The sequence below is a fragment of the Nonomuraea sp. NPDC049725 genome, from assembly GCF_040674795.1.
GTDB classification, from domain to species: Bacteria; Actinomycetota; Actinomycetes; order Streptosporangiales; family Streptosporangiaceae; genus Nonomuraea; species Nonomuraea ceibae.
This window is the reverse complement of the sequence record NZ_JBFANJ010000028.1, coordinates 1-24551: the sequence shown is the minus strand read 5'-3', so window position 1 is coordinate 24551 and position 24551 is coordinate 1. Positions and strand designations below refer to the sequence as shown.

Sequence of the window (24551 nt, the reverse complement as noted above, 5' to 3'; positions counted from 1 at the left end):
CGCTGGATCCGTCTTGATGCCTGAACGCGGACGACGAACGAGGAGGCTGTCATGAAGGTTCTGGTCGCGGGCGCCACGGGAGCGATCGGCCGCCCCCTGGTGGCGGCGCTGGTGGAGGCGGGCCACGAGGTGCTGGCCCTCACCCGGAACGCCGGGGTGCGGGTTCCCGGCGCCACCACGGTGGTGGCCGACGTGCTGGACCGCGACGGCCTGCTGCGCGCGGTCGGCGGGCTGCGCGCCGACGCGCTGATCCACGAGCTGACCGCGCTGGCCAAGACCCCGGCCCGGCACGCCGACATGGCCATGACCAACACGCTGCGCACCACCGGCACCGCGCACCTGCTGGAGGCCGCCCGCGCGGTCGGCGCCCGCCGGTTCGTCACCCAGTCGATGGTGCCCGGCTACGGCTTCCTCGACCACGGCGTCAGGCCGCTGACGGAGGAGGACCCGTTCGGCCAGGCGCGCGGCGCGAGGACCGACCCGGTCGTGGCGGCCATGCGCGCCACCGAGCAGCAGGCGTTCGAGGCGGACGGGATCGACGGCGTCGCCCTGCGCTACGGCGCCTTCTACGGGCTGACCGCGTCGCGGAGCTTCGTCGAGACGCTGCGGTCCGGCAAGCTGCCGGTGCCGCGCGACGGCGGGCGGACCATGGCGTGGATCCACCTCGCCGACGCCGCCTCGGCCACCGTGGCGGCGCTGGAGAAGGGCGTGGCCGGGCAGGCGTACAACATCGTCGACGACACGCCCGTCACCTGGGGCGAGATGTTCCGCGAGCACGCGCGCGCGGCGGGCGTCAGGCCGCCGCGCGCGCTGCCGGACTGGGCCATCCGCCTGGCCGCGCCGTACTTCGCCGCCCTGATGGTCGACACGTCGATGCGCGTGTCGAACGCCAAGGCCAAGGCCGAGCTCGGCTGGACGCCCGCCCTGCCGGGCTACCGCGACGGCGTGCGGCGCGACCTCACCTCCCGCATGGCCACGGCCGGCTGACCGGGGCGGGGCAAGGCGGTCAGCGGCCGAGGGCGTCGGCGAGCTGCCTGCGCGAGGTGACGCCCAGCTTGGGGAAGGCGCGGTAGAGGTGGTGGCCGACCGTGCGGGGGCTGAGGAAGAGCTGCGCCGCGATCTCCCGGTTGCTCACCCCGGCGGCGGCGAGCCGGACGACCTCCCGCTCCTGCGGGGTGAGGCGGCCGAGCGGGCTGCCGGTGGCGGCGGTCTCGTCGATCACCTCGCCGGTGCCGCGGAGCTCCGCGCGGGCGCGGGCGGCCCACGGCGCGGCGCCGGCCCGGTCGAAGCCCTCCAGCGCGGCGCGCAGGTGGCGGCGGGCGTCGGTGCGGCGGCGGCGCCGGCGCAGCCACTCGCCGTACAGCAGGTGCGTGCGCGAGCATTCCAGGCCCGGCTCGTGGTGGCCGAGCGCCGCGGTGAAGTGGTCCTCGGCCTGCTCGCCGGTGCTGGTGAGGGCCCGGCAGCGGGCGGCGAGGGCGAGCGCGGCCGGGCTGCCGGTCCGCCGCGCCCACCGCTCGTAGCCGGCCGCGGCGTCCGGGCGGGGCGTGCCGGTGCGGGCGGCGGCCTCGACCAGGCCGGGCAGCAGGAAGGCGGTCAGCATCGGCGGCCCCGGCGGGACGCGGTCCAGGTGGGCGAGCGCCGGGGCGGGGTCGCCGGCGCCGAGGTGCAGGAGGGCCAGCGCGTGGCGGGCGTGCGCGGCGGCGGAGCCGATGTCGTGGGCGGTGGCGTGCGCGAGGGCGTCCCCGGCCAGCTCGCGGCAGCGGGCCTCGTCGCCTTCCAGGGCGGCGACGGTGGCGAGGGTGGCGCGCAGGTGGCAGGCCCGGTGGTCCAGCCCCGCGTACTCGGCGTGGCGCAGCCCCTCCGCCGCCGACTGCCCGGCCAGGTCCAGGGCGCCGAGCGCGAGCCGGCTCTCCGCGAGCAGGTGCAGGCACGTCGCCTGCCAGCCGAGCAGCCCGTGGGAGCGGCAGTGGTCCAGCAGGAGCGCGGCGAGCTCGCCCGCCAGGCGGTGGTCGTCGAGGGCGTACGCGGCGCGGGCGGCCAGGAAGCGCTCGCTGAACAGCGTCCCCGCGTCCCGGGCCGCGTCCTCCCAGCGGGGCGTCGTGGCCTGGCCGGTGAGGAGCAAGGCGACGCCGGTCAGCGTGCCGTGGGGGCCGGGAGAGGCGGCGAGCGCCCGCTCGCACACGCGCGCGACCAGGCCGGGGTCACCCGCGGACAGGGCCGCGTGCACGGCCTCGACGGCGATGGCGGGCTCGCCGAAGTCCGCCCCGAGCAGCACCCGGACGGCTTCGGCGGCCGAGCCCGCGTTCAGCTCGAGCGCGGCCCGCACCCGGGCCGCCTCGGGCGAACCGGTCCCGTCACCGTGCTCCAGGAGCGCGGCGACGCGGTGGAACAGCCCGGCGTCGGCGGCGACCTGGGCCGCCGTGACGAGGCGGCGCTGCCGGGCGGCGGGGTCGGCGCTGAGCTGGGCGGCGCGCTCGTACGCGGCGGAGGCCGAGGCCATGCCCTGCCGGCCGGTGGCGCGCTCGGCGGCGCGTTCCAGCTCGGCGGCGGCCCGCTCGTCGGGGCCGGTGGCGGCGGACGCCCGGTGCCAGGCGCGGCGGTCGGCGTGCTCGTCGCCGTCCAGGACCGCCACCAGGGCGTCGTGGGCGGCGATCCGCTCGGCGAACGTGGCCCCCCGGTAGGCGGCCGCCCGCACCAGCGGATGCCGGAAGGCCAGCGTGGAGCCGGTCAGGTGGATCAGCCCGGCCTTCTCGGCCGGTTCCAGGTCGGGCGCGGCGGCCCCGGCCGCGGCCAGGACGACGGCCGGATCGCCGGTGTCGTCGGCGGCGGCGACGAGCAGCGCCCGCCGGGTGAGCGGCGGCAGCAGGCCGAGCTGCGCGCCGAACGCGGCCTGCACGCGACCCGCCGCGCCGACGCCGCCCGGCGCCGCCGGGAGCGGGCCGAGCAGCCCCGCGCGCTGCTCGGCGGTCATCGCCCGCGACAGCTCCACGAGGGCCAGCGGGTTGCCCTGCGCCTGCGCCGTGACCCGTTCGCGCACGTACGCGGGCAGCTCGCCGCCCGTCCGCGCCGCGAGCAGCGCCGCCGTGGCCGCCTCGTCCAGCCTGCCCAGCCGCAGCTCAGCCAGCCCGAGCGGACGCGGCTCGCGCAGGGCGAAGAGCATCACCACGCCCTCGGCGTCCAGCCGCCGCGCGGCGAAGGTCAGCGCGTCCAGGGACGCCTGGTCCACCCACTGCGCGTCGTCGACCAGGCACAGCAGCGCCTGCTCCCCGGCGTGCTCCGACAGCAGCGTCAGCACGGCGAGCCCGATCAGGAAACGGTCGCGGCCGGTGGCCGCGGTCATGCCGAACGCGGCCCGCAACGCGTCCGCCTGCGGCCCGGGGAGCAGGTCCAGGTGGTCCAGGGCGGGCCGCAGCAGCTGGTGCAGGGCGGCGAACGGCAGCTCGTTCTCCGACTCGATCCCGGTCGTCCGCAGCACCCTGCCCGCGCCGGACGCCAGGTGGTCGAGCAGCGCGGTCTTGCCGATGCCCGCCTCGCCGGTCAGCACCAGCGCGGCGCTCGCACCGGCTCCGGCCTCGGTGAGGAGGCGGCGCAACTGTTCTTCTTCGGCGGCCCGACCGTACAACACCCGGCAAATGTACTGGCATGCCGGTAAGGGCGATCGGTCGCATTAGGTCGTCATGACCGATTCGGCGGCGGGGGCCGGGTGCCTACTGTCGGTGCCGTACCCCTACACCGGCCTGATTCCGGCCTGATTTCGCAGGAGAGCATGATGACGTTCACCCTGGAGACCGCCCGGCTGCGGCTTCGCCCGTTCACCGAGGAGGAGGCCCGGCACGTGGTGGCCGGGTCGCGCGAGGGCCGTAACTGGAGTCCCGGCTACCCCCGGGACGACGACCGGGACATCGCCGGGCTCGTCCTCAAGGGCGCCGGGGGCGATCCGCTGTTCGGGCCGCTGCAGATCGTGCTGCTCGGGTCGGGCGCGGTCATCGGCGGCCTCGGCTTCTTCGGCCCGCCCGACGAGGCGGGGACCGTCGGGTTCGGGTACGGCGTCGCGCCCGAGGCCGAGGGGCGCGGTTACGCGACCGAGGCGGTGCGGGCGCTGCTGCGGGAGGGCTTCGACGACGGCCGGGTCCGCCGCGCGCTGGCCGACACCGCGCACGCCAACGTCGCCTCCCAGCGGGTGCTGGAGAAGGCCGGCCTGCGCCGCGTCTCCTCCGACGACAGCCTCCACTACTACAGCACCGAGGACTGACGCTGCGGTGTCGTGCAATTGCGAAACTGCGCAACTGCATCGATACTGGAGCGCATGAATGCGGGATGCGATGAGTGAGGCCTTCGCGGCGGAGATCCGCAGACGGGCCGACGAGGCGGCCGAGGCCCTGCGCGCCGCCGAACGGGCCGGTGACGCCGAGGCCGCGCTGGCCGCCGCCGGCGACCTGGACGAGGTGCGCCGGCTGGCGCGCGCCCACGGCGTGACGACGGGCCACGACGAGACGGGCCACGAGACGGGCGGAGAGAGGGCGGGGGAGGAGGGGGCGTGATGTCCGTCCCGCTGTACGAGGCCAAGGCGGAGCTGTTCCGGCTGCTGGGGCACCCGGTCCGGATCCGCGTGCTGGAGCTGCTCCAGGACGGGCCGAAGCCCGTGCGTGACCTGCTGGCCGCGATCGAGGTGGAGCCCGCCGGGCTGTCGCAGCACCTGGCCGTGCTGCGGCGTTCGGAGCTGGTCACCGCGCGCCGCGACGGCTCGACCGTGGTCTACGCGCTGTCCGGCGGCGACGTGGCCGAGCTGCTGCGCGCCGCCCGCCACCTGCTGCACGCCAAGCTGGCGGGCCGCCACGCCCTGCTCGACGAGCTCAAGGCCGAGACCGGCAGCCGGTGAACCAGGTGCTCGCCGGGGCGTGGGCCATCGACCGGCCGGAGAGACGTGTCCTTCCACCGGATGACGGCGGCGGGGCCCGTCCGCATAGGGCTTTTCCCGAAAGCGTCAGCTAAGGTCCCGGGTTAGGAAAGTTTCCTAACTAGGGAGTTCGCATGAAACTCGCCGTGATCGGGGGCGGCTCGACCTACACCCCCGAGCTGATCGACGGCTTCGCGCGGCTGCGCGACGAGCTGCCGCTGACCGAGATCGCGCTGGTGGACCCGGACGCTTCCAGGCTCGGGCTGGTGGCGGGCATGGCTCGCCGGATGCTGGCGCACGCCGGGCACCCGGCGCGGGTGGTCGCGACGGCCGAGGTGGCCGAGGGCGTCGCCGGGGCCGACGCGGTGCTGTTCCAGCTCCGGGTGGGCGGCCAGGCCGCGCGGAACGTCGACGAGACGCTGCCGTTGCAGTGCGGCTGCGTCGGCCAGGAGACCACCGGCGCGGGCGGCCTGGCCAAGGCGCTGCGCACCGTCCCGGTCGTCCTCGACCTCGCCGAGCAGGTACGCGCGCACGCCCCCGACGCCTGGATCGTCGACTTCACCAACCCCGTCGGGATCGTCACCCGGGCCCTGCTCGACGCCGGGCACCGGGCGATCGGGCTGTGCAACGTGGCGATCGGCTTCCAGCGCCGCTTCGCCAAGCACCTGGGCGTCGAACCCGACCGGGTCGAGCTCGGGCACGTCGGGCTCAACCACCTGACCTGGGAGCGCTCGGTCCTCGTGGACGGCGTCGACGTGCTGCCCGAGCTGCTGGCCGAGCACGGGCAGGAGATCGCCGACGACATCGGGCTGCCCGTGGAGCTGCTGCGCCGCCTCCGCACCGTGCCGTCGTACTACCTGCGTTACTTCTACGCCCACGACCTGGTCGTGGAGGAGCAGCGGGCCAAGCCGTCGCGGGCGGCCGAGGTCGCGGCGATGGAGGAGGAACTGCTCAAGCTGTACGCCGACCCGTCGGTGAACACCAAGCCGGAGCTGCTCGGCAAGCGCGGCGGCGCGTTCTACTCCGAGGCGGCGGTCGCGCTGATCGCCTCCCTGCTGGGCGACCGGGGCGACACCCAGGTCGTCAACGTGCGCAACGGCGGCACCCTGCCCTTCCTCGGCCCGGACGCCGTGATCGAGGTCCCGGCCAGGATCACCGCCTCGGGCGCCGAACCGCTGCCCGTCGCCTCGCTGGAGCCGCTGTACGCCGGACTCGTCGCGCACGTGTCCGCGTACGAGCAGCTGGCCCTGGACGCGGCGCTGCACGGCGGCGCGGACCGGGTGCGTGACGCGCTGCTCGCCCACCCACTGATCGGCCAGGAGCACCTGTCGGCCGAGCTGACCGGGCTGCTGCTGGAGGCGAACGGCGGGTACCTGTCGTGGTGATCATCGCGGTCGACGGCGGCAACAGCAAGACGGACGTCGTGGTGCTCGACCCGGGCGGGACGGTGCTGGCCAGAGGGTCGGCCGGGGCGTTCCTGCCGCAGAGCCAGGGCGTGGCGGCGGCCGTGGACGTCGTGGAGGAGGCGATCCGGCAGGCGCTGGGCCCGGACGCGGCCCCGCCGTACGCGGACCTGCTGACCGCCTACCTGGCGGGGGCGGACCTGCCGGTCGAGGAGGAGGCGCTGGCGGCCGAGTTCCGCGCGCGCGGGACGGCGGGCGAGGTCGTCGTCGCCAACGACAGCTTCGCGCTGCTGCGCTCGGGCGCGTCCGGGCCGAGCGGCGTCGCGGTGGTGTGCGGCGCCGGCATCAACGCGGTGGGCGTGTCGCCGGCGGGCGAGGTCGCGCGCTTCCCGTCGCTGGGCAAGCTCAGCGGCGACTGGGGAGGCGGCGGCGGCCTGTCCGAGGAGGCGCTGTGGCACGCCGTCCGGGGCGAGGACGGCCGGGGCGCGCCGACCGCGCTGACCCCGGCGATCGCGGCGCACTTCGGCACGCGGACGGTCGAGGAGGCGGTGATCGGCCTGCACGTCGGGCGGATCCCCGCCGAACGGCTCACGCGGTTCGCGCCGGTCGTGTTCGAGGCGGCCGAGGCGGGGGACGGGATCGCTCTCGGCCTGGTGACCCGGCTGGCCGACGAGGTCGTGGTCATGGCGGAGGTGTGCCTGCGCCGCCTCGGGCTGCTGCGGACGCCGACCGAGGTGGTGCTCGGCGGGGGAGTGCTGCGCGCGCGGATCCCGCTGCTGTCGAGGATGCTCGACGAGCGGTTCGGGGAGCGGGCGCCGCTGGCCAAGCAGGTGATCCCGCGGCAGCCGCCGATCGTCGGCGCGGCGCTGAACGCGCTGGACCGCGTGGGCGCTGGTGAGGCCGCCGAGGCGCGGCTGCGGGCCTCCTTCTGACGGATGGTTGACGTGCCCGAGGGCGTGAACCTATAGTCAGCCGCTAACCGTCTGGAAAGTATCCGGACGGTTAGCGGTAAGGAGCCACCCATGTCCACGACCCCCAGCCGACGTGAGGTTCTTCGACGGATCGGACTCACCGCCCTCGCGGCGGGCCCCGGCGCCGGGCTGCTCAGCGCGTGCGCCACCAGCCGATCCGCCGGTCCCGTCGCGGCGTCCTCGGCCGCGCCCACGTCGGCGGCCAACCCCCTCGGGGTGGACGCGGCCAGGCCGCTCGAAGTGGTGATCTTCAGCGGCGGCAACGGCGACGGGTACGCCACAGAGCTGCACGAGGCCCTCTACAGCAAGGCGTACCCCAAGGCCAAGATCAACCACGTGCCGACGCAGAAGGTCGGCACCCAGCTCCGCCCCCGGTTCATCAGCGGCGACGCGCCCGACGTGGTCAACAACTCCGGCCCCGAGGCGCTCGACCTGCAGTCGCTGGTCGCCGAAGGGCACCTGGCCGACCTGACGCCGCTGTTCGAGGCGCCCTCGCTCGCCGACCCGGCCAAGAAGGTCCGCGACACGCTCGTCGGCGGGGTGTACGAGAACTCCCTGATCGACGGCGTGCCCCGGGTGCTGCAGTACACGGTCGCCCACCGCGCGCTCTGGTACAACGCCAAGCTGTTCGACCAGCGCGGCTGGCAGGTGCCCCGGACCTGGGCCGAGTTCAACGCCCTGGGCGAGGAGGCGAAGAAGGCCGGGATCGCGCTGTTCGCCTACCCGGGCCAGGTCGGCCCCTTCTACCAGCTGTGGAACCTCGTCTACAGCGCCGCCAAGATCGGCGGCAACAAGGTGATCATCGACATCGACAACCTGGCCGACGGCGCCTGGCAGGCCGAGCCCGTCCGGCAGGCGGTCGCCGCCTGGGCCCAGGTCCAGCGCGACTTCGGCGACAAGGCGTACTTCGGCCTCGACCACACCCAGACGCAGGTCAAGCACCTGAAGGACGAGGTGCTGTTCTACCCGTGCGGCTCCTGGCTGGAGAACGAGATGGCCAAGGACCGGCCCGAGTCGTTCGAGTACGCGATCGCGCCGGTGCCCAGCATCACCGCCGCCGACGCCATGCCGTACGAGGCGATCATGGTCGGCGTGAGCGAGGCGTTCTTCGTGGCCGCCAAGGGCGCGAACCCGCAGGGCGGCCTGGAGTACCTGCGCATGATGCTGTCGCGGGAGGGGGCGCGCGGCTACACCGAGATGACGAAGAACCTCACCGTCGTCAACGGCGTCGTCGACGGCCTGGAGCTGACCTCGGCGGTGCGCAGCGCGGCCAAGGCCCAGGAGGCGGCCGGCACGGACATCATCACCGACATCCGCTTCGAGGGCTGGTACAAGGAGCTGTTCGACCACGGCCAGGTCCAGACGAACTCGGTGATGTCCGGGCGCATCACGCCCGAGGAGTTCTGCGCGAACATGCAGAAGAAGGCCGACGCGCTCAAGGCCGACTCGGCGATCGCCAAGCAGTCCAGGAGCGTCTGAGCCGTGCGGCGGCACGGCTTCGTCGCGGGCTTCCTCCTCCTGCCCGTGGCGCTCTACCTGGTCTTCGTGATCAGCCCGTACGCGCAGGCGTTCCAGATCGCGCTGACCGACTGGCGCGGGGTGTCGGCGAACCTGAACTTCGTCGGGCTGGACAACTTCGAGCGCATGTTCGGCGACGACACCTTCTGGCAGGCCATCCGCAACCACGCGGTGCTCCTGGTCACGCTGCCGGTGCTGACGATCGCGCTGGGCCTGGCCTTCGCCTACCTGCTCAGCGACTCGGCGGGCACGCCCGGGTCGCGGGTCTACCGGGTGATCTTCTTCCTGCCGCAGGTGCTGGCGGTGGCCGTGGTCGGCGTGCTGTTCAAGGCCGTCTACCGGCCGGACGCCAGCGGCGTGATCAACGGCGGGCTGGCCAGGCTCGGGATCGAGCCGGTCGGCTGGCTGACGGACCAGAACCTGGCGCTGTGGTCGATCATCGCGGTGATGGTGTGGCAGGCGGTCGGGTTCTACGTGGTGCTGTTCTCGGCCGGCATGGCGGCCATTCCCCGCGAGGTGTTCGAGGCGGCCGCGCTGGACGGCGCGGGGCGGCTGCGCACGTTCTTCTCCATCACGCTGCCGCTGGTGTGGGACACCGTCCAGGTCGCCTGGGTCTACCTGGGGATCGCCGCGTTCGACGCCTTCGCGCTGGTCAACGTGCTGTCGATGGAGCAGGGCGGGCCGGACGGGGCGACGAGCGTGCTGGCCACCGAGATCTACAAGAACGCCTTCGGCTACTCGCGGTTCGGGTACGCCTCGGCGCTGGGTGTGGCGCTGTTCTTCCTGACGCTCACGTTCGCCGCGCTGACGATGCGGGTCACTCGCCGCGAAAAGGTCGTGTACTGAAATGTTGCGAAAAATCCGCATCCACCAGGTCGGCATCCAGCTCGTCCTGGCGCTCTGGGCGCTGCTCATCGTCGCCCCGCTGCTGTGGACCCTGCTGGCCTCGTTCAAGAGCAACGCCGAGATCTTCGGCGACGCCCTGCAACTGCCGGGCGAGCTGCGCTGGGACAACTGGGCGCGGGCCTGGGAACGTGCCAACGTCGGCCGCTACCTGCTCAACACCGTCATCGTGGTCTTCTTCGGCGTGGCCGGCACCATGCTGCTCAGCTCCATGGCCGCCTACGTGCTGGCGCGCTACCGCTTCCCCGGCAACCGGCTGGTGTACTACCTGTTCGTCTCCGGCATGGCCTTCCCCGTCTTCCTGGCGCTGGTCCCGCTGTTCTTCGTGGTCGACGGGCTCGGGCTGCTCAACACGCACCTCGGCCTGGTCCTGGTGTACGTCGCGTACTCGCTGCCGTTCACCGTGTTCTTCCTGACGTCGTTCTTCCGGGCGCTGCCGGACGCGGTCGCGGAGGCGGCCATGATCGACGGCGCCTCCCACACGCGCACGTTCTTCCAGGTGATGCTGCCCATGGCCAAGCCCGCCCTGGTCAGCCTGACCATCTTCAACGTGCTCGGCCAGTGGAACCAGTATCTGATCCCGCTGGTGCTGCTGCCGGGGGACAAGGACCTGTGGGTCATCACCCAGGGCATCGCCGACATCTCGACCATCGCCGGCTACGAAGCCGACTGGCCGGGGCTGTTCGCGGCGCTGAGCATGACCGTGCTCCCCGTGGTGCTGATCTATATCGTCTTCCAGCGACACATCCAGTCCGGGCTGACATCAGGAGCGCTGAAGTAGGCATGTCCACGGGAAACCCCACCGTCTTCCGCACACTCAACGAACGCACCGCCCTCACCCTGCTCCTGGAGCACGGCGCGCTGACCCGCGCCGAACTGGAGACGCACACCGGCCTGTCGAAGGCGTCGGCCGCCGAGGTGCTGCGCAGGCTGGAGAACAGCGGGCTGGCCAGGAAGGCCGGCCACAAGCCGGGCAACGCCGGGCCCGCCGCGCAGATGTGGGCGCTGGACGGCTCGGCCGCCCGGGTGGCGGGCGTCGACCTCACGACGCGGTCGATCGAGGTGTCCGTCGCCGACCTGACCGGCCGCGTCCTGGGCGGCCACCGCACCGAGGCGACCGGCGACGCGCGGCTGCTGCTGGAGGAGACGCTGGCCGCGGCCGGCTTCCGCCTGGACGAGCTCGACCAGGTCGTGGTGGGGGTCCCGGGCATCGTCGAGGCCGAGGGACGGCGGCTGCGCCAGGCCGTCCAGCTCGCCGGCTGGACCGGGCTCGACGACCTGCCCGGCCACGTGCGCCTGGAGAACGACGTCAACCTCGTCGCCATCCGCGAGCAGCAGGAGCACCAGGACGACAGCTTCGTGCTGTTCTGGGTGGGCGCCGGCGTCGGCGCCGGGGCGGTGCTGGACGGCACCGTCTGGCGCGGCGTCACCGGGCGCGGCGGCGAGGTCGGCTCCGTCATCGTGCCCGACCCGGTCAGCAAGGGCCGCGTCTACGGCCACGACGGCGGCCCGCTGGGCGCGCTGCTCGGCGCCGAACCGCTGGCCGCGCTCGCCGCCGCGCACGGCGTGACGGCCGAGCCGACCCTCGACGGCGCCGGCCGGGCGCTGCGCGAGGCCGATCCGCGGTTCCTGTCCGACGTGGCCGCCCGGGTCGCGCTCGGCGTGAGCGCCGCCATCGGCGTGCTCGACCCCGGCCTGGTGGTGCTGGCCGGCCCGCTGTGCATCGCGGGCGGCGAACCGCTCCGGGCCCTGGTCGCCGGCCGCCTGGCCGAGACCCCCCTGGTGCCCGTCACCGTCGCGCTGAGCGCCGTCGACGGCAACGCCGTCCTCGACGGCGCGCTGTGCTACGCCCTGGACCTGACCCGCGAGCGGGTCTTCCAAGCCGGTACGGCAGGCCGTACCGGCGAATCCCATCCCTAAGGAAAACGCTGATGTTGAGAACCCTCGTGATCGCCGCTCACCCCGACGAGCCCGAGATCTACGCGGGCGGCACCGCCGCGCTGCTGGCACGGGCCGGGCACGCGGTGAAGTTCCTGACGCTCACCAACGGTGACGCCGGGCACCACGAGATGGAACGCGGCCCGCTGGCCCGCCGCCGCGCGGAGGAGGCGTTCCGGGCGGCCGACGCGCTCGGCGTGATCGACTACGAGATCTTCCACGACGTGCACGACGGCATGCTGGAGCCGAGCCTGGAGATGCGGCTGCGCGTGCTGGCGCAGGTGCGCGGCTGGCGGCCGGACCTGGTGATCGCCCTGCACGCCGACGGGAGCGGCCATCCGGACAACCGGGCGGCCGGGCTGCTGGCCGAGCAGGCCGTCGAGTTCGCGATGACGCGCAACCTGGAGGTGGGCAAGCCGCCCCTGACGCGGATGCCGGTGTGCCTGCTGATGACCGACTACGCCTCGGCCCCGGTGCACCGGGCGGACGTGGTGGTGGACGTGGCCCCGGTGCTGACGGCCAAGCTGGACGCGTGCCTGGCCCACGCCTCGCAGTTCCTGGAGTTCGCGCCGTGGCAGCGGGGCTTCCTCGACAAGGCGCCGGAGCGGGGTGACGCCGAGGCGGGCCGGGCCTTCGTCCGCGAGCACTGGGCGGAGTTCGTCGGCCCGGAGACCTTCCAGCTCGCCGGCTACGGCAGGCAGGCCGGCCAGGACGAGATCGCGCGCCTCCTCGCGGGCGAGCGCTGACCCCACCGGCTGCGACGGCGGCGGCCGGGCGGTCCGTGCCCGGCCGCCTCCGGCCGGCTAGCCGCGGGTGACCAGGGCCGCGATGTTCTCCAGGCGGACGATCTCCCCGCCCGCGCCCCAGTTGCCGTCGGGGATCTCGTTGATGTGCACCCAGGCGGAGGTGGCCCGGCCGAACCGCTCAGGCTCCGGGTCGGCGTCCGCCAGCACCCGTGTGACGCGCTGGACGATGTCGAGGCGCTTGTCGTCGGTGAGCGAGCCGGCCGGGACGCCCACGCGCACCACGTAGCGCGGCTTCTCCCCGGCGGGCAGCTCGCGCCCGCCGATGAACCAGGCGTCGACCTCGTTCACCACGAGCCACGAGATGGACCGGGCGACCTCGTTGTCGGGGGCGCCCTCGGCGATCATCACCTCGGACACCAGCCGCCCTCCGATCTTCTCGCGGCGCTCCTGGTCGAGCGAGCCCTTGGGGACGAACAGCTCCACGAACGGCATGGGTAAGTCCTTTCATTGAACTCTCTGTCGCCCGCAATGTAACGGCAGTGAGTTCAATCAAGCAACCCACTATGCTGGAGGGCATGCAACGGACCAGCTTCGCGGAGATGCACTGCTCGATCGGGCAGTCCCTGGAACGGGTCGGCGAATGGTGGACGCCGCTGATCCTGCGGGACATCCACCTCGGCCTGCACCGGTTCGACGACATCGCCGAGAACCTCGGCGTCTCGCGCAACCTGCTCACCCGGCGGCTGGAGGCCCTGATCGCCGACGGCATCGTGGAGCGCCGCGCCTACCAGGAGCGCCCGCCGCGCCACGCCTACCACCTCACCGAGGCCGGGCGCGAGCTCGTGCCCGTGCTGATGGCGCTCATGGCCTGGGGCGACAAGTGGGCGACCCCGGCGGGCGGCCCGCCGGTGCTGCTGGAGCACGACGCGTGCGGGGCCCGGTTCACGCCCCGGGTCTGCTGCTCGGAGTGCGGGCAGCCGGTGACGGCCACCGACGTGACGGCCCTGCCGGGCCCGGGCGCCGCCTCCGGCCCCGGCACCCGGGTGCTGGCCCGCCGCAGCGGCCTCGCGCCGGAAGAATCATGACCCCCAAGATCTTCATATTTCGGGATCTCCATGCTTATGCTCTGGGCAGTCCCGGAAGTGATCAACCTGGAGGCGCTCATGAAGAAGATGACCATCCGCCGGAAGAGTGACCTTCGCCTGCTGGCCGGCGCCCGCCGGATCTGGTTCGAGTGGTGCTGGTAGCAGCCACCCCGGCGGGCGTCCCCGGGCGCCCGCCCCTGCCCGGACCGGCCTAGGGAGATCAGCACACCGGTGAGCACGGAGCCGCACCGCTACGACTGCCATCGCGCTCACGGGCCGTACGCCGGGGTCGCGCGGTTCCTCGCCCGGATCGCGGGGGAGCGGCCCAAGCTCGCCGCGCGGCACGAGGTCGAGCTGCACGCCATCGCCCCGTGGCTCGGCCGCGCCGCCCGCCCGGCGGCGGAGGAGGAGCCGATCAGGTTCCACCCTGCCCGCCGCACCGCCTTCCTGGCGTACGGGGCGGCCGAGCTCGTGGCGGCCTGGGCCGGTGCCCTCCGGCAACCGGTCACCGTACGCTTCGACCACGTGGCCGCCGCCGACGAGACCACCGCCGAGCTCCTGGCCGCGCTGGCCCGCAGGGACGTCCCGGCGCTGCGCCTGGACCTGCGCGACGACGGCGACCCGCCACCCGTCACGGACCCGGCGCCGGACGCGTTGCGCACCGCCCTGGGCGACAGCCTGGCGCGCGGCTTCTACCACCACGCGGCGCGCGTCGCCCGGCGCGGCCGTGAGCTCGTGACCCCGGGGGACGACCTGCGGCACTGGTGGTCGTTCACCACCGGCCTGGCCACCGCGCTGGCCGCCCTCGACCGGGCCGCCGAAGCCCTGGAGCTCTACGACGAGGCGCGGGCGGCGACCGGCGACACCAGGATCCTCATGTCGGCCGCGTACTCCACGGCCATGCTCCACGCCCGGCACCTGCCCGGCGCCGCCCAGGACCCGCAGCGGGCGCTCCACTGGCTGGAGCGGGCGCTGAGCCTCGCCGCGACCCTGGACGACCCGCGCGAGCGGGTCGTCTCCACCGTCTTCTACGAGCAGGGCGTGGCGCTCCTGCACGCCAAGGCCGGCGAGCCCGCCCGCGCGCTGCGCCTGGTCGACGACGGCCTGGCCAGGCTGTCGGCCGTGCTCGCCCCCGGCGAGCTGCCGCAGCACACGGCCCGGCTGCTGCACAACCGGGCCCAGGTGCACCTCGCCCTGCGCGACCCGGCCCGCGCCCTGGCCGACCTCGACACCGTGATCGAGCAGGACCCCGGCAACTGCGAGTACTACGCCGACCGGGCCGCCCTGCACCGCGCCGCCGGCCGCGCCCGGGCCGCGATCAAGGACTACGACGCCGCGATCCGCCTCGGCCCGCACCTGCCGGAGGCGTACTACAACCGGGCCGTGCTCGAACAGGAACGCGGCCGCCTCGACCGGGCGCGCGACGACCTCCAGCGGGCGCTCGCCGTCGCCCCCGGCCACCTCGACGCCCGGATCGCCCTGGTCAACCTCCAGCTGGAGACCGGCCTGCTGGACGCGGCCGAGGAAGGCGCGCGCGCCGGGCTGGAGCTGGCCCCGCACGAGCCCGCGCTGCTGTGCACGCTCGGGCTGATCCGCTCGGAGCGCGGCAGCCACGACGAGGCCGACGCCCTGTTGACCCGCGCCCTGGACGGCGACCCGGACCTCGTCGAAGCCTGGACGAACCGGGCGGCCGTCCGCTTCGAACGCGGGGACGCCGCGGCCGCCGTGGCCGACCTGGACCGGGCCGTGGCGCTGTCGGCGGCGCCGGTGCCGCGCTACAACCGGGGCATGGCGCTCATGCGGCTCGGCCGCTGGGACGAGGCCGCCCGCGACTTCACCGACGCGCTCGCCCAGCCGGGGCTGGACCGAGGGCTGCGCGGCGACCTGCGCGCGGAGCTGGCCCGCTGCCGCCGCGAGGCGGCCCGCTGACCGGCCCTGGACACTCTTGACGAAACCGTTGACATGATCGGTTCCCTCGGAGAACATCCAGGGAGAATTCGTACCCAGCTTGATCAACAGCGCGGGCGCCACGGGGTTCCGAGCCCCGCCGCGCGGCTTCCCGGACGATCGCCGGGCACTCTCGCGCTCCTCGAAAAGCCGCATGCACGTCCACAGAAGGCCGACCGTTCACCCACCCCCGAGAACTCCATCAAGCCGATGTCGAGGAGCATACGGTGCAGAGCGAGAGGGACGGTTCCGCACGCCTGGCCATCAACGGCGGCGACCCGGTACGGCACGACCCCTGGCCGACGTACGACAAGGGGGCAGTCTTCGTTCACCGCGAGGACGAGGAAGCCGCGCTCCGCGCGATCCGCAGCCATCTGTACTTCCGCTACGACTACCGACCCCAGCAAGAGACCGAGTGCGGCCGATTAGAGGCCGAGCTGTCGCGCTACTTCGGCACCAGGCACGCCCTGGCCGTCTCCAGCGGCACCACCGCGATCGCGCTGTCCATCATGGCGGCCGGCATCCCGCCCGGCTCGCTCATCGCCTGCCCCGGCTTCACGTTCGTCGCCACCCCGAGCGCCATCGTGCTGGCCGGCTGCACGCCGTTCCTCGTCGAGGTGGACGAGGACCTGCACCTCGACCTCGACGACCTGCGCGCCCGCTGGAACCCGGAGATCAAGGCGATCCTCGTGGTGCACATGCGGGGCTTCGCCGCCGACATGGCGGCCGTGACCGCGTTCGCCGCCGAGAAGGGCGTGCCGGTGTTCGAGGACGCCGTGCCCGCCCTCGGCGCCGAGCTGGACGGGCGCAAGCTCGGCACGTTCGGCCTGGCCGGCGGGTTCAGCACCCAGTCCGACAAGTCGCTCAACTGCGGCGAGGGCGGCTTCCTCGTCACCGACGACAGCGAGCTGTTCGCCCGCGCCGTCGTGCTGTCCGGCGCGTACGAGGGCCGGCTGAAGCGGCACTTCCCCGGCGGCGACCCGCCCATCGACACCGACCTGGACCTGCCGCTGCTCAGCTTCCGCATGGACGAGATCCGCGCGGCGCTGCTGCGCTCGGAGCTGGACCGGCTGCCGCTGCGCCTGAAGTGCTTCCACGACAACTACACCTACGTGTCGGAGGCGCTCAAGGACGTGCCGCGGATCGCCGTGCGCCGGCCGGTCGCGCCCGGCGCGTTCCTGGGCGAGGCGTTCATCTTCCGGGTGCCCGGCGGCGACGCCGCCTGGTTCGCCGACGCGCTGTGCCACGAGGGCATCGGCGCGCGCAACCTCGGCTCCGACCGCGACACCAACGTGCGCGTCTTCTGGAACTGGCGCTTCCTGTTCCGCGGCCAGGACGTGGCCTCGATCCAGGCGCTGCTGCCCCGCACCACCCGCTACCTGCGGGAGGCCGTGGACGTGCCGCTGTCGTCGTCGCTGTCGGTGGAGGACTGCGACCACCTGATCGAGGCCGTGCGCAAGGTGGCGGGCTCGTGAGGCCACGCGCCCTCGCCGGCATCTTCGGCGGCCTGTTCGCCGGTTACGTGGGCCTGGCCGCCGCGATCCCGGTGCTGCCGAGCTTCGTCACCGACAGGTACGGCTCCACCGGCTTCACCGTCGGCGTCGTCGTCATGGCGACCGCGCTGACGGCGCTGCTGGTCAGGCCGGTGGCGGGACACCTGGCCGACAGGTACGGGCACCGCCGCGTCATGCAGGCCGGGGCGCTGATCGTGGCCGTGGGCGGCGCGCTCTACTACGCCCCGATCGGCGTCGCGGGCCTGGTCGCCGACCGCCTGCTGCTCGGCGTCGGCGAGGCCGCGCTGTTCACCGCCGGGGCCGTCTGGACGGTCTCGCTCGCGCCGCACAACCGGCGCGGCCAGCTCGTCGGCCTGTACGGCGTCAGCATGTGGGGCGGCATCGCGGCCGGGACGTTCCTCGGCGCCGCGCTGTCGAGCCACGGCTACGGGACGGTGTGGGCGTTCAGCATCGGCATGGGGGTGATCGCGCTCGCCCTGGTGAGCTCGGCGCCCGCCCCCGCCCGGTCCGACCGGGCGAGCGGCGGCGGCCTGCTGCTGCGGCCCGCGCTGCTGCCGGGCACCGCCCTGGCGCTGGCCGCCGCCGGGTACGCCGGCCTGGCCGCCTTCGTGGTGCTGCACCTCCAGGCGCGCGGCATCGGCTCCGGCGTGGCCGTGCTCAGCGGGTTCAGCCTGGTCTACGCGGGCACCCGGCTGGTCATCGGCCACCTGCCCGACCGGGTGGGCCCGCGCCGGATGGTGATCTGGTGCGGCGCGGGCGAGGCCGCCGGGCTGGTGATCATCGCGGTGGCGCCGAACCTGCCGCTGGCCGTGCTCGGCGGCGTGGTGATGGGCGTCGGCTTCTCCCTGCTGCACCCGTCGCTCGCCCTCATGGTCATGAACCGCACCGACCCGGCCAAACAGGGCGCCGCGCTCGGCGCGTACACGTCCTTCTGGGACCTCGGGCTGGCCGTGTGGGGGCCGCTCATCGGCGTGGTCGCGGGCGGGCTCGGCTACCCGGCCGTCTTCCTGGTGGGCGCGGCCTGCGCGGTGGCGGCCGTCGGCGTGGGCCTGTGCGTACGCCGGCCCGTCACGCTGCCCGCGGCCACGGGCTGAAGGAGAGAGCGTGGACACGATCAAGGTCCTCTGCGTCACCGGCTGGTGCCGCAACGGCAGCACCATCATCGGCAACGTCCTCAACGAGATCCCCGGCTTCTTCCACGTCGGCGAGCTGCACTTCCTCTGGAAGAACGGCGCCGGCCTGGGCGTGAACAACCTGTGCGGCTGCGGCAGCGCGCTCACCGAGTGCCCGATCTGGTCGCGGATCCTGCCGCTCGGCAACCCCGGCGGACTGCCACTGGCCGACTTCGCCGCCACCGTGATCCGCCGCCAGCGCGCCTGCGTGCGCACCCGGCACACCTGGCGGGTGCTCGGCCGAGGGCTCGACGGCGACGACATCAGGGCCCACGCCGACCTGATGACCCGCACCTACCACGCCGTCGCCGAACGCACCGGCTCGCGCGTCATCGTCGACACCACCAAGATCCCGGGCGAGGCGGCGCTGCTGCCGTACCTGGACGGCATCACCCCCTACTACGTGCACCTCGTGCGCGACCCGCGCGCGGTCGCGCACTCCTGGAGACAGCCCAAGCAGTACGTCTACGCCATGTCCTCCTGGATGAGCACCGCCTACTGGCACGGGTTCAACCTGGCCTCCCACGCCATCACCCGCCGCTTCCCGCAGCGCTCGCTCTTCCTGCGCTACGAGGACTTCACCACCGACCCGGAGGCGACGATCGACGCCCTCGTCCGGCACTGCGACGCCGGCCCCGCTCCCAACCCGGTACGCGACCGCACGGTCGAGCTGCACACCAACCACACCGTCACCGGCAACCCCGACCGCTTCCGCACCGGCGCCACCGTGATCCGCGACCGCGACGACACCTGGAAGGACACCCTCACCCGGCCTGCCAGGCTCGCCGCCGTCACGCTCGCCACCCCGCTCTTCAGCCGCTACGGCTACAGCTACGGCGGCACGCTGGCAGGCGGGGCCCGGCCGAAGGAGAACCATGGATCTCGGGCTTGACGGCAAGGTCGCGCTCGTCGCCGGCGGCTCCAGCGGCCTCGGCCTGGCCACCGCCGCGGAGCTCGCCCGCGAGGGCGCGCACGTCGCGATCGGCGCCCGCGACCGGCCCCGGCTGGAGTCGGCCGCCCGCGAGATCGAGCGGGTGGCGCGCGGGCGCGTCCACGCCACCGGCGTCGACATCACCGACAGGCAGGCCGCCCGCCGGTGGGTCGGCACGGTCGCCGCCGAGCTCGGCGCCCTCCACGTCGTGGTCGTCAGCGGCGGCAGCCCGCCCATCGGCCCCGCCTCCGGATTCGAGGTGGAGGACTACCAGGCGGCCGTGGACAAGGTGCTGATGCCCGCGGTCAACCTGACGCTGGCCGCGCTGCCGCACCTGAAGGCCGCCGGGTGGGGGCGGCTCGTCTACGTGGCCTCCGAGACGGCCACCACGCCGATCCCGCCGCTGGCGCTGTCGGGCGTGACCAGGGGCGCGCTGCTGCGCTTCGCCCAGGCGCTGGCCTCGGACGTCGGCCGCGACGGGATCACCGTCAACGTGATCGCGCCCGGCCACGCCCGCACCCCGCCCATCGAGCGGATGGCCGCGAGCCTCGGCGGCGATGTGGAGGAACAGCTCGCCCGCATGGGCCACCACAGCGCCCTGGGCCGGATGGCCCGCCCCGAGGAGGTCGCCGCCGTGGCCGCCTTCCTGGCGAGCGAGCGCGCCTCGTTCGTCACCGGCGCCGTGCACGCCGTCGACGGCGGCGCCGCCGTCACCGGACCCGACCTGCCGCACCTCACCCGAACGCGCAAGGACACCAACACCTGAAGGAGCCCCAGGGATGTCGACCACCTACACCGAGCAGGACGTCGGCGACTTCTTCGACCGGACCACGCAGACCTATCTGAGCTTCTGGGACAGCGAAGGCGTCCTGCACACCGGCTACTTCGCCGGCGAGGACGACGAGGACTACCGGGCGGCGGCCGAGCGCACCTCCGAGCTCATGGCGGCCGAGGCGGGCATCGACGGCTCGTCGCACGTACTGGACGTCGGCTGCGGCTGCGGCAACTTCCTCATCCACCTGGCCACCCGGCACGGCTGCCGGGGCGAGGGGCTGGACCTGAGCCTGGAACGGGTCAGGTTCGCCAGGCAGCTCGCCGACCCCGCCCTGGGCATCGAGTTCCGGCACGGCTCCGCCACCGCCATGCCGTACGAGGACGGCACGTTCAGCCACGTGGTCAGCCAGGACGCGCTCTTCCTGGTGCCCGACAAGCCGCGCAGCCATGCCGAGATCTTCCGCGTGCTGCGGCCCGGCGGCGTGTTCGCCTTCTCCGACTTCCTCCAGCCGAAGAAGGAGATCGGCGAACGGGCCCGCAGGCACGTCTACGACCGGGTCAGGTGGAGCAGCGGCTACTCGCTGGTGGAGTACCAGGCCGAGCTGGAGCGCAGCGGGTTCGAGATCCTGCTGGCCCGCAACCTGGAGAGCCACATCAGGCAGACCTACCGCGTGCTGGGCACGACCGCCCGCGAGCGCGCGCGGACCACCGAGGACCCCGCGGCCAGGGACTGGATGCTCGCCTTCGCCGAGTCGTGCGGCGAGATCCAGGTCGCCATCGACCAGGGCGAGTTCGGCTGGGGAGTGTTCGTCGCCCGCAAGCCTCACCGGAGGACGTCATGAAGCAGGAGATCAAGCGCACGATGGCCGAGGTCGTCGCCCAGCGCAAGCAGGAGATGTCACCCGGCCGCAGGTTCGCCGAGGCGTGCGCCGACAAGGGGCTGGAGGCGGCCGTCGAGTACGACGTGACCATCACCGACTCGCTGACCAGCTCGCGGCGCAAGCCCCGCTACCCGGCCCGCAACATGCTCAAGGTCGTCGACCTGTCGAGGGACCCGCGCCGCTACTACTGGCACGAGAGCCCGCCCGCCCCCGGCGACCCCGAGGTGTTCGAGGCCGACGTGCGCCGGGAGGCGGCCAGCCGCTTCCACCGCTCCGAGGTGCCCGAGCTGCTCCCCACGACCGCCTGGGTCCAGGTGCCGCCCGGCCTGTGGGAGGACCAGGAGACGTTCGAGTCGTTCGTCAACTACCGGCTGATCGTCCGCCTCGCCACGGCCGAGAACAACACGATCATCCGCGGCCCCGGCGGCCTGCTGAACCTGCCGGGAATCGCCCGCATGACGTCGAAGGGGCCGTTCGCCTCGACGATCCTGGCCGCGTGCAACGAGGTCGAGCAGATGGGCGGCACGGCCGACGGCCTCATCATCAACCCCGTCGACTACTACACGTTCATGGGCGAGGGCAGCCTGATGGACGACGTCGAGCGCAACGGCGTCTTCATCGTCAGGACCCGGCTGGTCGAGCCGGGCACGGCCGTCGTCGGCGACTTCGGGCACGGCGCGCTGCTGTTCGACGCCGGACGCTCGGTGATCCGCTTCGCCGAGCCGCCGCCCGGCACGTTCGCCGAGCCCGGCATCGCGCTCATGGCGGAGATCTACGAACGCGTGGTGATCAACCTGCCGACCAACTTCTTCGTCGTGAGCCTGTAGATGCCGGACGTGCTGGTCGTCGGCGGCGGTGTCGCCGGCCTGTTCTGCGCCTACTACCTGCGCAGGGCCGGCGCCACCGTGACCGTGGTCGAGCGCGGGCCGATCGGCGGCCCGCAGTCGTGCTCGCACGGCAACACCGGATTCGTCGGCACGCAGGGCGCCGCCCCCCTGGCCGAGCCCGGCGTGCCCGCCCTGGGGCTGCGCTGGCTGCTCGACCCGCGCAGCCCGTTCTTCATCAGGCCGCGCCCCGACCCGGCGCTGATCGCCTGGCTGTGGCGCTTCCGCCGCCGCTGCACCGAGCAGGCGGCCGGGGAGGCGTTCCGCGTCCTGCTCGACATGAAACAGCGCAGCCTCACCATCCTGCGGGAGCTGTGCGGCGACGACACGCTCACCGCCCGGGGCATGGTGATCGCCTTCCGGACGCCGCAGGGGTTCGACCGGGCCCGCCGCACGGTCTCCCGGGCGAACGCGTCCGGGGTGCCGCTGCGCGTGCTCGAACCCGGCGAGCTGAGCACGCTCGAACCCGGCGTCGAGTTCGACATCAGCGGCGCGCTCTACAACGAGGAGGGCGCCTACCTGCGCGTGCCCGAGTTCGTCACCGAGCTCGCCGCGACGCTGGCCGGCATGGGCGTCGAGCTGCTGGAGGACACCGACGTGCTGGACCTCGAGGTCGCGGGCCGCCGCGTCCGGCAGGTGCGCACCTCACGCGGCGACCTGCGGCCCGGCACCGTCGTCATCGCCGCCGGCGCGTGGTCCGCGGCCCTCGCCCGCAAGGCGGGGCTGAAGCTCATGCTGCAGCCCGCCAAGGGCTACTCCGTCACGCTCAAGAGCCCCGGCGGCGCCCCCCGCCGGCCGGTCCTGCTCAGCGAGGGCAAGGTCGCCATCACCCCGCTCGGCGACCGCCTGCGCCTGGGCGGCACCCTCGAACTGTCCGGCATGGACACCACGATCTCGCGCCGCCGGGTGGACGGCATCCTGCGGACCGTGCGCGACCACCTGCCCGCCCTCGACACCACCGCGACGCCGCAGACCTGGAGCGGCCTGCGTCCCTGCACCCCCGACAGCCTCCCGTACATCGGGCGGGCCGAGCCGTACGAGAACCTGGCGCTGGCCTGCGGGCACGGGCACATCGGGCTCGGCCTCGCGCCCGTCGGCGGCAAGCTGCTCGCCCAGCTCCTGGCCGGCGAGACCCCCGACCTCGACCCCGCCCCCTTCCGCTACGGCAGGAGGTTCCAGTGAAGCCGATCGGCGTGCTCTGCCTGGAGACCACGTTCACCAAGATCCCCGGACACATCCGCAACCCCGCCACGTTCGGCTTCCCGGTGATCTACGAGGTCGTCGAGGGCGCGACGCCGGAACGGGTGGTCACCCAGGCCGACCCCCGGCTGCTCGACCCGTTCGTCGAGGCGGCGCGCAACCTGGAGGCGCGCGGCGCCGCCGCCGTCACCGGCGCCTGCGGCTTCCTCGTGCTCTTCCAGGAACGGCTCGCCGGGGCGGTCGGCGTGCCGCTGTTCTCCTCCAGCCTGATCCAGCTCCCGATGATCCACCGCATGCTCATGCCGCACCAGAAGGTCGGCCTGCTCGTCGCCAAGGAACCCGCGCTGACCGGCCGCCACCTGGCCGCGATCGGCGGCGAGCACGTGCCGGTGTGCGTGACCGGGATGTCCGAGCAGCCCGAGTTCCGCGAGGTGATGCTGGAGGGGCGGCGCGACGCCCTCGACGCCGACCGCCTGGAACGCGAGGTGCTCGGCCAGGTGCGGCGGCTCGCCAAGGACAACCCCGACATGGGGGCGCTGCTCATCGAGTGCACCGACCTGGTGCCGTTCGCGCACGCGATCCAGGCCGAGACGGGGCTGCCGGTCTTCGACATCGTCACGCTCACCACCATGGTCCACGCCACCCTCGACCGCCGCCCCTACCGATGAGGCACGAACGGGCGAGACCGCCGCCTCTACCAGTGAGGCATGAGCGGGCAGGGCCGCCGCCTCTGCCAGTGCCGCATGGACGGGCAGGACCACCGCCCTGCCGGTGCGGCATAAACGGGCGGGCCGGAAAGTTGTGCACGTGCGTGAACGTTGACCACGATCTCCGGCTCGGCCTGCACCCGCTCCTCGCGGACCGGTTCAGCCCGTCCGCGTTCGACCCGGCGGGCGTCGTCGGCGACGAGACGCTCGCGCTGCTGCTGGAGGCCGCGCGGTGGGCGCCCTCGGCGGGCAACTCCCAGCCCTGGGCGTTCCTCCCGGTCCGTCCCGGAGAGCCGGACCACGCGCGGGTCACCCGGTTCCTCGCCCCCAGTTCGGCGCGGTGGGCCCCGGCCGCCGGGCTCCTGATCGTGAACCTGGCCCGCCGCCACGTGGACGACACCGACCTGGTCTACTCGGAGTTCGCCGACTACGACCTCGGCCAGGCCGTCGCCCACCTGACCGTGCAGGCCCAGGCGATGAGCCTCACCTGTCACCAGTTCCGCGCCTTCGACAAGGACGGCCTGACGGCCGAGCTGCGCCCGAACCCCGGCTGGACCGTCCTGACGATGACCGCCGTCGGCGTCCCGGCCGACCGGGGGCAGCCCGTACGGAGGCGGCGCAGCGTCGCCGAACTCCGATCGGCCCCCTGGAGCGACGGCCCCTGAAGCGACGGCCCATGACCGCCGCGCCGGGATGGCGGGCCGCCGCGCTGGGCCGCCGCACGGGGCCGCCGGGCCGGACCGGCCGAAAACCTGGTGCCCGCCGCCGGTCCGCTGGTGTGTGATCGGCGGCATGACGATCGAGCTGAGCGAGCCCGGGACCGGCGGGCTGGACGGGATCACGGCCGCGCTGCGCGCGTGGCAGCACGAGGGCGCGCCGATGCAGTTGCATCCGGGGGATCTGGGCTGGTTCTGGCGGTTCGGCGCGGAGGCGACGGCCGCGGCCGTCCGGACGTGGAGCCGCGGCGGGCGGATCCTCGCCGTCGGCCTGCTGGACCATCCCCGGCTGCTGAGGCTCGCCGTCGCGCCGGACGCCCGGCGCCACGGCGAGCTGGCCCGGCGGCTGGCCTCGGACCTCGGC

The 24551-nt window shown here is 73.8% G+C and carries 25 protein-coding genes and 1 pseudogene; 24 read left to right on the top strand and 2 right to left on the bottom strand.

Annotated features, from left to right (window positions below; genetic code table 11):
* Window positions 1-51: 51 nt before the first annotated feature.
* Window positions 52-987, top strand: coding sequence for an NAD(P)-dependent oxidoreductase (locus AB0J53_RS42775; RefSeq protein ID WP_364183462.1), 936 nt, complete (start codon window positions 52-54; stop codon window positions 985-987).
* Between the two features lie 19 nt (window positions 988-1006).
* Here AB0J53_RS42775 and AB0J53_RS42770 read toward each other — a convergent pair whose 3' ends face one another.
* A complete protein-coding gene (locus tag AB0J53_RS42770) occupies window positions 1007-3625 on the bottom strand; it encodes a LuxR family transcriptional regulator (protein WP_364183459.1) in 2619 nt (872 codons plus the stop codon).
* A gap of 144 nt (window positions 3626-3769) precedes the next feature.
* Here AB0J53_RS42770 and AB0J53_RS42765 point away from each other — a divergent pair, with 144 nt between their 5' ends.
* The 10 genes from AB0J53_RS42765 (at window position 3770) to AB0J53_RS42720 (ending at window position 12376) form a co-directional block, all read left to right on the top strand.
* A complete protein-coding gene (locus AB0J53_RS42765) occupies window positions 3770-4252 on the top strand; it encodes a GNAT family N-acetyltransferase (protein ID WP_364183456.1) in 483 nt (160 codons plus the stop codon).
* A 70-nt stretch (window positions 4253-4322) separates the two neighbouring features.
* Window positions 4323-4541, top strand: a complete 219-nt coding sequence (locus tag AB0J53_RS42760; RefSeq protein ID WP_364183453.1) for a hypothetical protein — start codon at window positions 4323-4325, stop codon at window positions 4539-4541.
* Complete coding sequence (locus tag AB0J53_RS42755) at window positions 4541-4879, top strand: metalloregulator ArsR/SmtB family transcription factor (RefSeq protein WP_364183450.1); 339 nt, start codon at window positions 4541-4543, stop codon at window positions 4877-4879. Before AB0J53_RS42760 ends, AB0J53_RS42755 begins: the two co-directional genes overlap by 1 nt.
* Window positions 4880-5031: 152 nt before the next feature.
* Window positions 5032-6282 carry a 6-phospho-beta-glucosidase gene (locus AB0J53_RS42750; RefSeq protein WP_364183447.1) on the top strand — a complete coding sequence of 417 codons (1251 nt, stop codon included), beginning with the start codon at window positions 5032-5034 and terminating at the stop codon, window positions 6280-6282.
* Window positions 6276-7232 carry a BadF/BadG/BcrA/BcrD ATPase family protein gene (locus tag AB0J53_RS42745; protein ID WP_364183444.1) on the top strand — a complete coding sequence of 319 codons (957 nt, stop codon included), beginning with the start codon at window positions 6276-6278 and terminating at the stop codon, window positions 7230-7232. The genes AB0J53_RS42750 and AB0J53_RS42745 overlap by 7 nt, the downstream gene beginning before the upstream one ends.
* Before the next feature lie 90 nt (window positions 7233-7322).
* Entirely contained in the window at window positions 7323-8750 is a 1428-nt protein-coding gene (gene ngcE / locus AB0J53_RS42740; protein WP_364183441.1) for an N-acetylglucosamine/diacetylchitobiose ABC transporter substrate-binding protein, read from the top strand.
* Window positions 8751-8753: 3 nt separating this feature from the next.
* Window positions 8754-9635, top strand: a complete 882-nt coding sequence (locus AB0J53_RS42735) for a sugar ABC transporter permease (RefSeq protein ID WP_364183438.1) — start codon at window positions 8754-8756, stop codon at window positions 9633-9635.
* Window position 9636: 1 nt separating this feature from the next.
* Window positions 9637-10473, top strand: a complete 837-nt coding sequence (locus tag AB0J53_RS42730) for a carbohydrate ABC transporter permease (protein ID WP_219518094.1) — start codon at window positions 9637-9639, stop codon at window positions 10471-10473.
* A gap of 2 nt (window positions 10474-10475) precedes the next feature.
* The gene (locus tag AB0J53_RS42725) at window positions 10476-11612 is read left to right on the top strand and encodes an ROK family protein (RefSeq protein ID WP_219518093.1); all 1137 of its coding nucleotides are present in this window, start codon (window positions 10476-10478) and stop codon (window positions 11610-11612) included.
* An 11-nt stretch (window positions 11613-11623) separates the two neighbouring features.
* On the top strand, window positions 11624-12376 hold the full coding sequence (locus AB0J53_RS42720) for a PIG-L family deacetylase (protein WP_219518091.1): 753 nt from the start codon (window positions 11624-11626) through the stop codon (window positions 12374-12376).
* A gap of 57 nt (window positions 12377-12433) precedes the next feature.
* Here the strand turns inward: AB0J53_RS42720 and AB0J53_RS42715 are convergent, their stop codons facing one another.
* Window positions 12434-12868, bottom strand: a complete 435-nt coding sequence (locus AB0J53_RS42715) for a hypothetical protein (protein ID WP_364183433.1) — start codon at window positions 12866-12868, stop codon at window positions 12434-12436.
* An 83-nt stretch (window positions 12869-12951) separates the two neighbouring features.
* On the opposite strand from AB0J53_RS42715, the gene AB0J53_RS42710 reads away from it, so the two are divergent.
* The 13 genes and pseudogenes from AB0J53_RS42710 to AB0J53_RS42650 all read left to right on the top strand — a co-directional run.
* Window positions 12952-13461, top strand: coding sequence for a helix-turn-helix domain-containing protein (locus tag AB0J53_RS42710; protein WP_219518087.1), 510 nt, complete (start codon window positions 12952-12954; stop codon window positions 13459-13461).
* 36 nt (window positions 13462-13497) lie between these two features.
* On the top strand, window positions 13498-13623 hold the full coding sequence (locus AB0J53_RS42705; protein WP_281427500.1) for a hypothetical protein: 126 nt from the start codon (window positions 13498-13500) through the stop codon (window positions 13621-13623).
* A gap of 69 nt (window positions 13624-13692) precedes the next feature.
* Window positions 13693-15390 (top strand): tetratricopeptide repeat protein, encoded by a 1698-nt coding sequence (locus AB0J53_RS42700; RefSeq protein WP_364183430.1) that lies wholly within the window; start codon window positions 13693-13695, stop codon window positions 15388-15390.
* 245 nt (window positions 15391-15635) lie between these two features.
* On the top strand, window positions 15636-16883 hold the full coding sequence (locus AB0J53_RS42695; protein WP_364183427.1) for an aminotransferase class I/II-fold pyridoxal phosphate-dependent enzyme: 1248 nt from the start codon (window positions 15636-15638) through the stop codon (window positions 16881-16883).
* Window positions 16880-18016: an MFS transporter gene (locus AB0J53_RS42690; protein WP_364183424.1), complete on the top strand. Its 1137-nt coding sequence runs from the start codon at window positions 16880-16882 to the stop codon at window positions 18014-18016. The genes AB0J53_RS42695 and AB0J53_RS42690 overlap by 4 nt, the downstream gene beginning before the upstream one ends.
* A gap of 10 nt (window positions 18017-18026) precedes the next feature.
* The gene (locus AB0J53_RS42685; protein WP_219518083.1) at window positions 18027-18986 is read left to right on the top strand and encodes a sulfotransferase; all 960 of its coding nucleotides are present in this window, start codon (window positions 18027-18029) and stop codon (window positions 18984-18986) included.
* A complete protein-coding gene (locus AB0J53_RS42680) occupies window positions 18970-19791 on the top strand; it encodes an SDR family oxidoreductase (RefSeq protein ID WP_364183420.1) in 822 nt (273 codons plus the stop codon). Before AB0J53_RS42685 ends, AB0J53_RS42680 begins: the two co-directional genes overlap by 17 nt.
* 13 nt (window positions 19792-19804) lie before the next feature.
* Complete coding sequence (locus AB0J53_RS42675; protein ID WP_219518079.1) at window positions 19805-20641, top strand: class I SAM-dependent methyltransferase; 837 nt, start codon at window positions 19805-19807, stop codon at window positions 20639-20641.
* Window positions 20638-21507 carry a family 3 encapsulin nanocompartment shell protein gene (locus AB0J53_RS42670; RefSeq protein WP_219518076.1) on the top strand — a complete coding sequence of 290 codons (870 nt, stop codon included), beginning with the start codon at window positions 20638-20640 and terminating at the stop codon, window positions 21505-21507. Before AB0J53_RS42675 ends, AB0J53_RS42670 begins: the two co-directional genes overlap by 4 nt.
* Window positions 21508-22746 carry an FAD-dependent oxidoreductase gene (locus AB0J53_RS42665; protein ID WP_364183417.1) on the top strand — a complete coding sequence of 413 codons (1239 nt, stop codon included), beginning with the start codon at window positions 21508-21510 and terminating at the stop codon, window positions 22744-22746.
* Window positions 22743-23432 (top strand): aspartate/glutamate racemase family protein, encoded by a 690-nt coding sequence (locus AB0J53_RS42660; RefSeq protein ID WP_357593836.1) that lies wholly within the window; start codon window positions 22743-22745, stop codon window positions 23430-23432. The genes AB0J53_RS42665 and AB0J53_RS42660 overlap by 4 nt, the downstream gene beginning before the upstream one ends.
* 143 nt (window positions 23433-23575) lie before the next feature.
* Window positions 23576-24136 carry a nitroreductase family protein gene (locus tag AB0J53_RS42655; protein ID WP_364183413.1) on the top strand — a complete coding sequence of 187 codons (561 nt, stop codon included), beginning with the start codon at window positions 23576-23578 and terminating at the stop codon, window positions 24134-24136.
* Window positions 24137-24263: 127 nt separating this feature from the next.
* Window positions 24264-24551: pseudogene (locus tag AB0J53_RS42650) on the top strand (GNAT family N-acetyltransferase); the annotation flags it as partial.

Excerpts from the sequence above, each read along its gene's own strand:
- AB0J53_RS42720 (WP_219518091.1), top strand. The coding sequence starts at position 11,624 with ATGTTGAGAACCCTCGTGATCGCCGCTCACCCCGACGAGCCCGAGATC.
- AB0J53_RS42750 (WP_364183447.1), top strand. The coding sequence starts at position 5,032 with ATGAAACTCGCCGTGATCGGGGGCGGCTCGACCTACACCCCCGAGCTG.
- AB0J53_RS42715 (WP_364183433.1), bottom strand. The coding sequence starts at position 12,868 with ATGCCGTTCGTGGAGCTGTTCGTCCCCAAGGGCTCGCTCGACCAGGAG.
- AB0J53_RS42775 (WP_364183462.1), top strand. The coding sequence starts at position 52 with ATGAAGGTTCTGGTCGCGGGCGCCACGGGAGCGATCGGCCGCCCCCTG.
- AB0J53_RS42680 (WP_364183420.1), top strand. The coding sequence starts at position 18,970 with ATGGATCTCGGGCTTGACGGCAAGGTCGCGCTCGTCGCCGGCGGCTCC.
- AB0J53_RS42670 (WP_219518076.1), top strand. The coding sequence starts at position 20,638 with ATGAAGCAGGAGATCAAGCGCACGATGGCCGAGGTCGTCGCCCAGCGC.
- AB0J53_RS42710 (WP_219518087.1), top strand. The coding sequence starts at position 12,952 with ATGCAACGGACCAGCTTCGCGGAGATGCACTGCTCGATCGGGCAGTCC.
- AB0J53_RS42755 (WP_364183450.1), top strand. The coding sequence starts at position 4,541 with ATGTCCGTCCCGCTGTACGAGGCCAAGGCGGAGCTGTTCCGGCTGCTG.
- AB0J53_RS42765 (WP_364183456.1), top strand. The coding sequence starts at position 3,770 with ATGACGTTCACCCTGGAGACCGCCCGGCTGCGGCTTCGCCCGTTCACC.
- AB0J53_RS42760 (WP_364183453.1), top strand. The coding sequence starts at position 4,323 with ATGAGTGAGGCCTTCGCGGCGGAGATCCGCAGACGGGCCGACGAGGCG.
- AB0J53_RS42725 (WP_219518093.1), top strand. The coding sequence starts at position 10,476 with ATGTCCACGGGAAACCCCACCGTCTTCCGCACACTCAACGAACGCACC.
- AB0J53_RS42665 (WP_364183417.1), top strand. The coding sequence starts at position 21,508 with ATGCCGGACGTGCTGGTCGTCGGCGGCGGTGTCGCCGGCCTGTTCTGC.
- AB0J53_RS42730 (WP_219518094.1), top strand. The coding sequence starts at position 9,637 with ATGTTGCGAAAAATCCGCATCCACCAGGTCGGCATCCAGCTCGTCCTG.
- AB0J53_RS42675 (WP_219518079.1), top strand. The coding sequence starts at position 19,805 with ATGTCGACCACCTACACCGAGCAGGACGTCGGCGACTTCTTCGACCGG.
- ngcE (WP_364183441.1), top strand. The coding sequence starts at position 7,323 with ATGTCCACGACCCCCAGCCGACGTGAGGTTCTTCGACGGATCGGACTC.
- AB0J53_RS42705 (WP_281427500.1), top strand. The coding sequence starts at position 13,498 with ATGCTCTGGGCAGTCCCGGAAGTGATCAACCTGGAGGCGCTCATGAAG.